The 12,832-nt window shown below is 67.6% G+C and carries 7 protein-coding genes; 3 read left to right on the top strand and 4 right to left on the bottom strand.

From position 1 onward, the window contains the following. Nucleotides 1-117: 117 nt before the first annotated feature. Nucleotides 118-1,125, bottom strand: coding sequence for a helix-turn-helix transcriptional regulator (locus tag ADBZ6K_RS02245; RefSeq protein WP_526344175.1), 1,008 nt, complete (start codon nt 1,123-1,125; stop codon nt 118-120). Nucleotides 1,126-1,228: 103 nt separating this feature from the next. Between ADBZ6K_RS02245 and ADBZ6K_RS02240 the strand changes: the two genes are divergently transcribed. Then, nucleotides 1,229-3,568: an arylsulfatase gene (locus ADBZ6K_RS02240; RefSeq protein ID WP_526344174.1), complete on the top strand. Its 2,340-nt coding sequence runs from the start codon at nt 1,229-1,231 to the stop codon at nt 3,566-3,568. Between the two features lie 4 nt (nt 3,569-3,572). On the opposite strand, the gene ADBZ6K_RS02235 is transcribed toward ADBZ6K_RS02240, so the two are convergent. The 3 genes from ADBZ6K_RS02235 to ADBZ6K_RS02225 form a co-directional block, all read right to left on the bottom strand. After that, nucleotides 3,573-3,875 (bottom strand): Rieske 2Fe-2S domain-containing protein, encoded by a 303-nt coding sequence (locus ADBZ6K_RS02235; protein ID WP_526344173.1) that lies wholly within the window; start codon nt 3,873-3,875, stop codon nt 3,573-3,575. A 64-nt stretch (nt 3,876-3,939) separates the two neighbouring features. Then, nucleotides 3,940-6,423, bottom strand: a complete 2,484-nt coding sequence (gene nirB / locus ADBZ6K_RS02230) for a nitrite reductase large subunit NirB (protein WP_526344172.1) — start codon at nt 6,421-6,423, stop codon at nt 3,940-3,942. Further along, complete coding sequence (locus ADBZ6K_RS02225) at nt 6,420-6,776, bottom strand: molybdopterin oxidoreductase (RefSeq protein ID WP_526344171.1); 357 nt, start codon at nt 6,774-6,776, stop codon at nt 6,420-6,422. The genes nirB and ADBZ6K_RS02225 overlap by 4 nt, the downstream gene beginning before the upstream one ends. A 253-nt stretch (nt 6,777-7,029) precedes the next feature. Between ADBZ6K_RS02225 and ADBZ6K_RS02220 the strand changes: the two genes are divergently transcribed. Continuing rightward, entirely contained in the window at nt 7,030-8,514 is a 1,485-nt protein-coding gene (locus ADBZ6K_RS02220; protein WP_526344170.1) for a nitrate/nitrite transporter, read from the top strand. Beyond that, entirely contained in the window at nt 8,511-12,542 is a 4,032-nt protein-coding gene (locus tag ADBZ6K_RS02215) for a bifunctional nitrate reductase/sulfite reductase flavoprotein subunit alpha (RefSeq protein WP_526344169.1), read from the top strand. The genes ADBZ6K_RS02220 and ADBZ6K_RS02215 overlap by 4 nt, the downstream gene beginning before the upstream one ends. The last annotated feature ends 290 nt before the right edge of the window (nt 12,543-12,832 follow it).

Genomic DNA, 12,832 nt, shown 5'->3' with positions numbered 1-12,832 from the left:
ATTGCCGCCGAAGCGAGCGCTGCGCGGCGGCGGGCGTCAGCGCTTCACACCGATCCCGACCCGACTGGTCAGTCAATCGGGGCGCACGACCTCGTCCGCCGGAGTCGACCGCGCGGTTCACTGCCGCGTCCGGCGGGCACCGCGCACGGCGGTCGGCGTCGTGCCGAACCAGCGTTTGCAGGATCGGGTGAACACACTCTGTTCGGCGTACCCGAGCTGGCGGCTGACCTGGTCCAGGCTGAGGTCGGTGTCGAGCAGTAGGCGGTGGGCGGTGTCGCGTCGCGCCTGGTCGACCAGCTCGGCGAAGGTCGTGTGCTCGGCGGCCAGCCGGCGCTGCAGCGTCTTGGGATGAATGCCGAGGTGGAGGGCGATGTCGTCGCGGGTCACCACCCCGGCGGGCAACAGCTGGCGTACCAGGCTGCGCGCCAGATTGGTGGTGGACGGCGTGTGTTCGCCGACGGTGTCGGTGAGGTAGTCGACGGCGGTCCGGTGGGCGAGGCGGTCGGCGGGCAGGGGCCGTTGGAGATCCGCTGCGCGCAGGACGAATCCCGCGACGGGTTCGCAGAAGGTGGGCGCACAACCGAAATACTGCAGGTAGTCGTCGGCCGGGGTCGACGCCCGGTGCGGCAGATTCACGGAGACGGGTCGGTACGTGGTGCCGAGGAACAGGTGCAGCACCCGAAGGGTCACCCCCAGCGAGAGTTCGATCGCCTGGGTTTGCGGCGGAGCCGGGTCGAGCAGGTACTCGAATTCGAAGCGGCGCAGGTCGGGGTCGAGGTGCGGGGTCATCCGTGCGCTGATCGCCGGGCAGTACGCGGCCATGAACTTGTCGAAGATGACGAACGCATCGGCAACGGTGTCGGCGTTGCGTGCGGCCAGCCCGACCGCTCCGAGGATCTCGATGTCCTGCCGGCGCGCCAGCCGCCTGCCGAAGTCGGGCGCTTTCAGTGTGGCGGCGGCGGTTTCGAGCATGCGGGCCCCGCTGGGCAGCGAGATGAACCGATCGTGCCTGCCGACGTCGTCGTGCGGGATGCGGGCTTCCGATACCAGCGCGTCGCTGTCGCCGCCGAGTTCGGCGACGAGTTGGTGAAAGCCGGTCAACGCCGTTCCCCGGATGACCGACATGTCCCCGACTGTCAATTATCTCTCCCCGAATGTCAAGACGAACGGTGGTCGGTTGCTGCACAGTGAATGGCCGGGTCGGTTGTCTGCCGAGAAAGGGGCGGTGTTGTCTGACGGGCTGGGTGATCAGGTAGTCGCAGCGGTGCTGCCCGGTGGGGGCGTGTTGCCGTTCCCGCCGGTTCCCTCGGCCAGCATCGCGGGCCGCACGATGCAGGAATCGACGTACACGCCGCGCGCCATCCCGCGCAGGCTTCACGACGACACCCCGAACATCGTCATCGTGCTGATCGACGATGCCGGGCCGGGTCTGCCGTCGACGCTGGGCGGCGAGGTGACCACCGCGACGATGGACCGGATCCTTGCAGAAGGTGTGTCCTACAACCGCTTTCACACCACCGCCATGTGTTCGCCGACGCGGGCGTCGCTGCTGACGGGGCGCAACCACCATGAGATCGGCAACGGTCAGATCGCCGAACTCGCCAACGACTGGGACGGTTACGCGGGCAAGATCCCGCGCTCGAGCGCGACGGTGGCCGAGGTGCTCAAGCAGTACGGATACGCCACCTCGGCGTTCGGCAAGTGGCACAACACTCCGGCCGAGGAGACCACCGCCGCCGGGCCGTTCGAGAACTGGCCCACCGGTTTGGGTTTCGAATACTTCTACGGGTTCCTGGCCGGTGAGGCATCACAGTACGAGCCGCATCTGGTGCGCAACACCACCGTGGTCCGCCCACCCAAGACGCCGGAGCAGGGCTATCACCTCTCCGAGGACCTGGCGGACGACGCGATCTCGTGGCTGCGCCAGCACAAGGCGTTCAACGCCGACAAGCCCTTCTTCATGTACTGGGCCAGCGGCTGTCTGCACGGACCGCACCACATCATGAAGGAATGGGCCGACAAGTACGCCGGTAAGTTCGACGACGGCTGGGACGCCTACCGGGAGCGGGTGTTCGACCGTGCCAAGGAGAAGGGCTGGATTCCCGCCGACTGCGAACTCACCGAGCGTGACGAGTTGCTGGCCGCGTGGGACGACATCCCCGAGGACGAGAAGCCGTTCCAGCGCCGCCTGATGGAGGTCGCCGCCGGCTACGCCGAACACGTCGACGTGCAGGTGGGTCGCATCGCCGACGAACTGGACCGCCTCGGCTACGCCGACAACACCCTGTTCCTCTACATCTGGGGCGACAACGGGTCGTCGGGTGAGGGCCAGAACGGTACGATCGCCGAACTGTTGGCGCAGAACGGGATCCCCACCACCGTCCGCCAGCACATCGATGCGCTCGACGAACTCGGCGGCCTGGACGTGCTGGGGTCCCCGATGGTGGACAACCAGTACCACGCGGCCTGGGCGTGGGCCGGCTCCACCCCGTACAAGGGCATGAAGCTGCTGGCCTCGCACCTGGGCGGCACCCGAAACCCCATGGTGGTGCGGTGGCCGGCGAAGGTCGCCCCGGATCCGACACCGCGGTCGGTGTTTCTGCACTGCACCGACGTCGTACCGACGATCTACGAGATCGTCGGAATCGAGCCGCCGCGCACGGTCTACGGCGAGCAGCAGATCCCGATCGCCGGGGCGAGCTTCGCGCGCACCCTGGTCGACGCGAACGCGCCGGGCGGGAAGAAGACGCAGTACTTCGAGATCATGGGCAGCCGGTCGATCTATGACGACGGCTGGCTGGCCTGCGCCCGCGGGCCGCGTCTGCCGTGGGTGCCCGGCCTGCCCGGGGGTATCGCCACCTGGACGCCCGACGCCGACGTCTGGGAGCTGTACAACCTGGACGAGGACTGGTCGCAGGCCAACGATCTGGCGGCGCAGCTGCCCGAGAAGCTCGCCCAGCTGCGCGAGTTGTTCGCCATCGAGGCCGCCCGCAATTCGGTGCTGCCGATCGGCGGCGGCCTGTGGGTGCCGGCCCTTCACCCCGAACTGCGCATCGCGCCGCCGTACCGCGAGTGGGAGTTCTCCGGCGACATGGTGCGGATGCCCGAATTCTGCGCGCCGGCGCTGGGCAACAAGAACAACACCGTCACCATCGAGGCCGACATCCCCGCCGACGCCAATGGGGTGCTGTACGCGCTCGGCGGCGCGGCGGGCGGGCTGACGTGCTACTTCGACGACGGGCACCTGGTCTACGAGTACAACCTGTTCATCCTGTCGCGCACGGTGATCCGATCAGCGGACAAGGTCGCGCCGGGGGCGGCGACGATCACGGTGACCACGCAGTACGCCGAGCCGCGCCCGGCGGGGCCGCTGGACATCACGGTGACGCGCGACGGCGAGCCGATCGCATCCGGTCAGGTGCCGATCAGCGCGCCGCTGCTGTTCACCGCCAACGACTGCCTCGACATCGGCACCTGCCTGGGCTCGCCGGTATCGCGGGACTACTACCACCGCGCCCCGTTCCCGTTCGAGGGTCACATCCGCCGCGTCCACATGGCCTACACCTGACGGATCAGTCCGGCAGGCAGACGGTGCCGTCGACCTCGCAGACGGGGTAGCTGCGCACCGACATCCCCGTCCCGGACATCTCGGTGCCCGTGGTGAGGTCGAAGGCGTAGTTGTGCAGCGGGCACACCACCTGCGCGTCGTCGGTCAGCCCGTCGGCGAGCGGGCCGCCCTTGTGCGGGCAGATCGCGTCCAGTGCCCGCAGCGATCCGTCCCGCAGCCGGTACACGGCGATCTGGGTACCGTCGACGGCGTACGTGCGCCCCTCACCGACGGGGATGTCGCCGGCGGGGCCGAGTTCGACGCTCATCGGCGGCCAGCGATTTCGGCGCGCTTTCCGACGCTGCGCGCACGAATCCGCGCCCAAATCGCGGTCATCGCACAGGCACCTGGGGGAGCACCGTCAGCGGCAGCGACGTCCGGAACTGTCCCTCGCTCACCGGTTCACGTCCGTCCAGCCACGGATCCCGGTAGGCGTCAACGGATTTCTGCATCCGTTCGTCCAATCCCGCGGCCAGGCCCTCGACGTCGTCCACCACCACCGCGCGGATCTTGTCGATCCCCACCCGCGGCACCCACTTGTAGGTTCGCTCAAGCCAGTTCGCGTTCTCGCGGTAGTACTGCAGGAATCGCCCGGTCAACGTGATCACGGTCTGCGGATCGTCGACGGTGGCCAGCAGGTCACCCTTGCGGATGTGCGCACCGGCGGCCCCGCCCACGTAGATCTCCCAGCGGCCGCCGTCGACCGCGACCACCCCGAGGTCCTTGCACAGCGACTCGGCGCAGTTGCGCGGACAGCCCGTGACCGCGAGCTTCATCTTCGCCGGGCTGGCCAGGCCCTGGTAGCGCTCCTCCAGCGCGATGCCCAGTCCCGTCGAGTCGCCGACACCGAAGCGGCAGAAGTCGCTTCCCACACAGGTTTTCACCGTTCGGAAGCTCTTGCCGTAGGCATAGCCCGACGGCATGTCCAGATCCGCCCACACCCCGGGCAGGTCCTCCTTGCGCACCCCGAGCAGGTCGATGCGTTGGCCCCCGGTGCATTTGATCATCGGGATCTCATACTTCTCGGCGACGTCGGCGATCCTGCGCAGCTGCGCGACGCTGGTCACTCCGCCCTTCATCTGCGGCACCACCGAGAACGTGCCGTCGCGCTGAATGTTGGCGTGCACCCGGTCGTTGATGAATCGGGCGTCACGTTCGTCGACGAACTCGTCGGCCCACATCATCTCCAGCAGCGATGCCAGCCCCATCTTCGAACTCGCGTCCGGCTTGCCGTCCGGCGCCAGCGCCGCGAACACCGACGACACCGAATGCAGCTGCAGCTCACGGATTGTCGCCATGAGCGTGGGCTTGTCGTACGGGATGCCCGGAACGTACCAGGATGCCGACGGGTCCTCGGTCATCGCGCCGCCCGCGGCCCACTCCACCACCTGGGCCACCAACTCCTTGCACGACCCGCAGCCCTTACCGGCCTTGGTCTTCGCCATCACACCGCTCAGCGATGTCTCGCCGCCCTGAACACAGGCGACCAGCGCGCCCTTGGACACCCCGTTGCAGTTGCACACCTGCGCGTCGTCGGCGAGTTCGGAGACTCCGACACCGATGTCGGGGGTGCCGATGTCGAACATCAGTGACACCCGCTCGTCGGGCAGCGGCAGGCCGCTGTCGAATGCCTGGGTCAGGAACGACACCTTCGACACGTCACCCACCAGCGTGGCGCCGACCAGCTTGCCGTCGCGGATCACGATCGTCTTGTACACACCGTGTTTGGGCTCGCTGTACTGGACGAACTCGTCGTCCTCGTGTTCGGGCGCCTTGACGCCCATCGCCGCGACGTCGACACCGGCCACCTTGAGTTTGGTGGCGGTGCGCGAGCCGTGGTAGGCCGCCGAGCGGTCGGCGCCGGTGATGTGGTCGGCCAGCACGGCCGCCTGCTCCCACAGCGGGGCCACCAGCCCGTACACCTGGCCGCGGTGCTGGGCGCACTCGCCGACGACATAGACGCGGTCGTCGTCGACGGAGCGCATGTGGTCGTCGGTGACGATCGCGCGTTCGACGGTGAGTCCGGCGCGTTGCGCCAGACCGACATTGGGCCGGATACCGGTGGCGATCACCAGCATGTCGCAGTCGACGGTGGACCCGTCGGCGAACCCGATGCCGCGCAACCGCCCGTCGTCCTCGGTGAACACCTCCGTGGTCCGCTTGGACGTGAGCACCTCGATGCCGAGATCCTCGACGGAACGGCGCAGGATGGCTCCCGCGGTGTCGTCGAGCTGGGCGTTCATCAGCGTCGGACCGGAATGCACCACGGCCGCGGCCAGGCCGCGATTCTGTAGGCCCCGTGCGGCTTCCAGGCCGAGCAGACCGCCGCCGATGACGACGGCCTTGCTCCGGTTGTCGGCTTCGGCGATCATCGCGGCGGTGTCGTCAAGCGTGCGGAATCCGAACACCCCGTCGGCCAGCGTCTTGTTGTCGGCCCACAGCCCGGCCATCGGCGGGAAGAACGCGCGGCTTCCGGTGGCGATGATCAGGTAGTCGTAGCGCATCGTCGTGCCGTCGTCGGCGTGTACAAGCCGCGCGTAGCGGTCCAGCCGCACCACGCGCACACCGGCGCGCAGATCCACCCCGTTGTCGGCGTACCAGTCGAGTTCGTTGAGGTAGATGTCGGTCGTATCATCGATCCCGGCAAGCACATTCGACAACATGATGCGGTTGTAGTTGCCGTACGGCTCGTCCCCGAACACGGTGATTTGGAAAAGCTCAGCATTACTTCGGCGGTCTTGTCGCGCCAGGATCTCCTCCACGGCGCGCATACCTGCCATGCCGTTGCCGATGACGACCAGTTGCGGTCGGCTCATTCGACCTCCACCAGGCCCAGGTCGACGATCACGGTGCCCTTGCTGCCGTCCGGTGCGGCGATGAACATTTCGAGCACGGTGTCGGCAAGCAGGTCCTCGACCACCCGCAGCGAAACGTGGGTGGCACCCCTGGCGGCAATAGGGAAGTAGCGCATGGGTTTTCCGTCACGATAGAGCACCACCGTGACCATCTGCTTGGCCGAGTTGCCACCGCGGAAGTACACCGGCTGGGCGATCGACCCGGCGGGCACCACATAGCGCAGCGAATCGTCGAGCAGGACGGGTTTGTCATAACCGCTGCCTTCGAAATCGAAGGCACCTTGGAGAAATGTGGGGCTACTTCCGTCCGTCATGCAATTGCTCGCCTTCTGAAGCGCTCGATGAGCGGGGCTGGTTTGCACGAAGCTAGAAGCCTTCTGTTTCCAGCGCATTTCGGGCGTGCTTCGGCAATGGGTCCCAGTTCTCACCTGGAATTCTTCTCACGGTGGCGTGACCTGCGATGTGAGGCGCTTTTGACAATGCGGTCACGAAGGGGCAATCGAAGCGGAATCCCCTGGTCGTAAACCTGTTGTCACGTACTTCGCCGATCGATACCGGAGGCCGCCCATGCCCACCTTGTCCTTGTCCCGTAACCGGGACACCGAACGATCCCGCAGCCGGGATATCGAACACTCCCGCAGGCGGGATATCGAGCACTGGGACGCCGAGGACGTCGCGGCCTGGGAGGCAGGTGGCAAGCAGATCGCCAAGCGCAACCTGATCTGGTCCATCGTCGCCGAGCACGTCGGGTTCTCGGTGTGGTCGATCTGGTCGGTGATGGTGCTGTTCATGCCGCAGGACGTCTACCACATCGACGCCGCGGGCAAGTTCTTCCTGGTCGCGGTGCCGACGCTGGTCGGTGCGTTCATGCGCATCCCTTACACCATCGCCCCCGCCCGGTTCGGTGGCCGCAACTGGACCATCGTCAGCGCACTGCTGCTGCTGATCCCGCTGGTGCTGACGCTGATCTTCATGAACCGGCCGAGTACGTCGTACACCACGTTCATGGTGATCGCGGCGTTCGCCGGCCTCGGCGGCGGCAACTTCGCCTCGTCGATGACCAACATCAATGCCTTCTACCCCCAGCGTCTCAAGGGCTGGGCGCTTGGCCTCAACGCCGGCGGCGGCAACATCGGCGTGCCGGTGATCCAGCTGATCGGCCTGCTGGTGATCGCCACCGTCGGCAACACCCGGCCCGAGATCGTCTGCGCCATCTACCTGGTCGCCGTCGCCCTGGCCGCGCTGGGCGCCGCGCTGTACATGGACAACCTGCGTAACCAGAAGTCCAACCTCGGCGCGCTCGGTGAGGCACTGCGCTTCCGGCACTCCTGGGTGATGAGCTTCCTCTACATCGGCACCTTCGGTTCGTTCATCGGCTTCTCGTTCGCCTTCGGCCAGGTGCTGCAGATCAACTTCCTCGCGGGCGGCGACACCCCGGCGCAGGCCTCGCTGCACGCCGCGCAGATCGCGTTCATCGGCCCGCTGCTCGGATCGCTGGCGCGCCCGGTGGGCGGCAAGCTGGCCGACCGGATCGGCGGCGGCAAGCTCACGCTGTACACCTTTGTGGCGATGATCTTCGCTGCCGGAATCCTGGTCACTGCCGGCACGATCGACGACGGCACGGCGGGTGCGGCCACCGGCAGCCAGATGGTGGCCTTTGTGGCCGGCTTCATCCTGCTGTTCATCCTGTCCGGCATCGGCAACGGCTCCACCTACAAGATGATCCCGTCGATCTTCGAGGCCAAGGCCCAGAGTCGCGACGAGCTGTCCGCCCAGGAGAAGTCGCAGTGGTCGCGCAGCATGTCGGGTGCGCTGATCGGCTTCGCCGGTGCGGTCGGGGCCCTGGGCGGAGTGTTCATCAACATCGTGCTGCGGGCCTCCTACGTCAGCGACGCGAAGTCGGCCACCATGGCGTTCTGGGTGTTCCTCGGCTTCTACGTGGTGTGCGCGTTCGTCACCTGGTTCGTGTTCCTGCGGCTGCACGAGCACCGCGCACACACCGGTGAGCACATCGGCCGGATGTCTGCGCCCGTGGGGGCAGCGGCGAGTTGACGAGTCGGCCCGCCACAGCCCGCACCGCATGCTCCTACTGCGGTGTGGGCTGTGGCATCACGGTGCAGACGACGGACGGCCCGTCCGGACGTCCGGTCATCGCGCGAGTCAGCGGAGATAAGCTGCACCCCACCAACTTTGGCAGGCTGTGTACCAAAGGCGCGACGCACGCTGAGATGATGCGTGCCGTCGACGGCCGGCTCGCGACGGCTCTGGTGCGTCCGGGTCGCGACGACGAACTCACGCCCGTCCCCGTCGACGACGCGATCGCCGAGGCGGTCGGCCGGTTGCGGGCCATCATCGACGAGCACGGGCCGGATGCGGTCGCGCTCTACGTGTCGGGCCAGATGTCCATCGAGGCCCAGTATCTGGCCACCAAACTGGCCAAGGGCTACCTGCGCACCGTGCACATCGAGTCGAACTCGCGGCTGTGCATGGCCAGTGCGGGCACCGGCTTCAAGCAGTCGCTCGGCGCCGACGGCCCGCCCGGCTCCTACACCGACTTCGACTGCACCGACCTGTTCTTCGTCATCGGCTCGAATATGGCCGACTGCCACCCCATCCTGTATCTGCGGATGGTGGACCGGCTCAAGGCCGGCGCCAAACTGATCGTCGTCGACCCGCGCCGCACCACCACCGCCGACCGGGCCGACCTGTACCTGCCGATCAGGCCGGGGACCGATCTCGCGCTGCTCAACGGGATCCTGCACCTGCTGGTCCAAAGCGGCGACATCGACGCCGAGTTCATCGCCGAACACACCGATGGCTGGGACGCGATGCCCGCGTTCCTCGCCGAATACCCACCCGAGCGAGTCGCCGAGATCACGGGCCTGCCCGAGGCCGACATCCGCACCGCCGCACGGATGATCGCCGAGGCGGGGGAGTGGATGAGCTGCTGGACCATGGGACTCAACCAGAGCACCCACGGCACCTGGAACACCAACGCCCTCTGCAATCTGCACCTGGCCACCGGCGCGATCTGCCGGCCTGGCAGCGGCCCGATGTCGCTGACCGGCCAGCCCAACGCCATGGGTGGGCGCGAAATGGGTTACATGGGGCCGGGACTGCCCGGCCAGCGTGCGGTGCTTTCGGCGTCCGACCGTGACTTCGTCGAGACGCAATGGGGGCTGGAGCCGGGCACCATCCGCTCCGACGTCGGCCCTGGCACCATCGAGATGTTCCGGCAGATGGCCGACGGGGCGGTCAAGGCATGCTGGATCATCTGCACCAATCCCGTTGCCACCGTGGCCAACCGCAAGACCGTCATCACCGGGCTGGAGGCCGCCGAACTCGTCATCACCCAGGACGCCTACCGCGACACCGCCACCAACCGCTACGCCGACATCGTGCTTCCGGCCACCCTGTGGTCGGAATCCGATGCGGTGATGGTGAATTCGGAGCGGAACCTCACGCTGCTGAACGCGACGACCCCGCCCGTGGGCGACGCGCGTCCGGACTGGGAGCTGATCTGCCAGGTCGCCGAACACCTCGGATTCGGTGCAGCCTTCAGCTACAAGTCCAGCGAGGAGATCTTCGACGAGATCCGCATGTTCTGGAACCCCCAGACGGGCTATGACCTGCGCGGGGCCAGCTACGACCGGCTGCGGCAGACGCCGCTGCAGTGGCCATGCCCGCCCGAGGACGCACCCGGCGGAGCCGCCGATCGCCACCCGATCCGCTACCTCAACGACGGCGTCAGCCAGACGCTGTTCGTCGACGACGACGGTCACCGTCCGCGGCTGGCCTTTGCCACCCCGTCGAGGCGGGCGGTGTTTCACCCGCGTCCGCACATGGAGCCCGCCGAGCTGCCCGACGACGACTTCCCGATGGTCCTCAACACCGGCCGCCTGCAGCACCAGTGGCACACCATGACCAAGACGGGCAAGGTGGACAAGCTCAACAAGCTCAACAGTGGCCCGTTCGTCGAGGTCCACCCCGTCGACGCCGCCGGGCTAGAGATCGGCGACGGCCAGCCGATCGAGCTGACCTCCCGGCGGGGGCGGGCCGTGCTACCGGCAGTGGTGACCGACCGGATTCGGCCAGGCAGTGTGTGGGTACCGTTCCACTGGAATGACGAACATGGCGAATACGTCACGATCAACGCGCTGACCAGCGACGCGGTCGACGCCGCATCGCTGCAACCGGAGTTCAAGGTGTGCGCGGTGCACCTTCGCCCGATCGGCCCGGCTCCGACGTCGGCGCATCCGCTCGCCGCGGAACTCGGGCTGGCCCAGACTCGCCGGCCCGAGCTGACCGGTGACGAAAAGCTCTATATCGCGGCGTTTCTCAGTTCACTGACCGACACTCCCGCCGGTGTTCCTGTGCTGCCGGATTCCGCGCCGGTGACGGCGGCGGTGCGGCTGTGGGTGAACGGTTCACTGGCGGGACGCTATTCGCGGGCGCCCGCGGAGACACCGGACCCGGACGGGCCGCAGCCGCTGGTGATGTGGGCCTCCCAGACCGGCAACGCCGAGGATTTCGCGGGCAGGCTCGCGGGTCAGCTCGGCGGTGCCCGGCTGATGAACATGGACGATGTCGAGCTGACGGACCTGGCGGCGTCTCAGGAAGTGCTGGTGGTGACGAGCACGTTCGGCGACGGCGGGCCACCGGACAACGGCGCGGACTTCTGGAGCCGCCTGGAATCCTCCGACGCACCCGCGCTGGACGGGGTGCGGTATGCGGTGCTCGGTATCGGCGACCGGTCCTACGACAACTTCTGCGGCCACGCCAAATCGCTCGACGGCCGGCTGGCGGCCCTCGGCGCCACCAAGCTGCTCGACCGCACCGAATGCGAGGCGTACGACGACGAGCCGATGTCGCAGTGGGCGCAGAAAGTCGCCGGGCTGCTGAGCAGTCCGGCGGAGGCGTCGCCGAACGGTGGCATCGTCACCGCAGAACCGAAGCCGTCGGCCGCGCCCGAACTGTTCACCCGCGCCGCGCCCGTCGCCGCGCCGCTGAGCCGCAACACGGCGCTGACCCCGGCGGGATCGGCAAAAGAGGTGCGCCAGTTCGGTTTCGACATCTCGCAGTACGACGTCACGTACTCCGCGGGTGACTCGTTGGGGGTGTATGCCGCCAACGATCCGGCGGCGGTCGAGGCGTGGCTGGCCGCGACCGGCCTGAGCGCGGAACGCGTCGTGGGCCTCGACGGGGCCGAGGGCACGCTGGGGGAGGCGTTGCGCAGCCACTACGACTTCTGCCGCGTCACACCGACCCTGCTGAACTTCATTGCGGAGCGTTCTCCCGCGGCCGCATCGATCCTCAAGGGCCCCAAGGACCGGCTGCAGAAGTGGCTGGTCAATCGCAACGGGCTGGATCTGGTTCGGGAGTTCGGGGTGCGCGCGAACCCCGAGCAGTGGCAGGAGGCTCTGGTCCGGCTGACCCCGCGCAACTACTCGATCTCGTCGAGCCCGCTGGTCAGCCCGCACGAGGTGCAGCTGACGGTGTCGGTGGTGCGTTACCGCGGGTCCGACGGTGGTGCCCGCGGAGGGGTGTGCTCGACGTTCCTGGCCGACCGCGCCGCCGCACCGGTGCGGGTGTTCCTGCAGCGCTCACCGCATTTCCGCCCGCCGCAGGACTCGTCCACGCCGATGATCATGGTGGGGCCCGGCACCGGGGTGGCCCCGTTCCGCGGGTTCCTGCAGGAGCGTCGCGCGCTGGGCCACACCGGACGCAACTGGCTGTTCTTCGGCGACCAGCACCGTGCCGAGAATTTCTACTACCGCGACGATCTGACGGACATGGTCGACGACGGCTTCCTCAACCGCCTCGATCTGGCCTTCTCCCGCGATCAACCGCAGCGGGTGTACGTCCAGCACAAGATGCTCGACTATGGGGCCGACGTGTGGCGCTGGCTGGAGGACGGGGCGCACTTCTACGTGTGCGGCGACGCGTCGCGGATGGCCAAGGACGTCGACGCCGCACTCGGGACGATCATCAAGACCCACGGCGGGATGTCCGATGACGCCGCCAACGACTACAAGCGCGCGCTCATCGCCGACAAGCGCTACGTCCGCGACGTCTACTAGCACCCCGTTTCACCCGCGAGTGTCCCCCGCTTGCCGAGAATCGGGACGGTGACAGGAACCCCCGGCATCGCAGACTCCACACTGCGCCACCGTGAGTTGGACCGCTTTGTCCAGCAGCGGCCGCGCGGCGCCGCGGCGCTCGCCCGCGCCCGCACCCGGATGCCCAACGGAGTCCCGATGGCGTGGATGTCCCAGTTGTACACGCATCCACCGGTTTTCGTGACATCCGGGTCGCGGGTCGCGCTTTACCGACGTCGACACGAACACCTACATCGACTTCAACCTCGCCG

Source organism: Mycobacterium sp. (assembly GCF_044223235.1).
Taxonomy (GTDB): domain Bacteria; phylum Actinomycetota; class Actinomycetes; order Mycobacteriales; family Mycobacteriaceae; genus Mycobacterium.
This window is presented reverse-complemented; position numbering and strand designations above follow the sequence as displayed.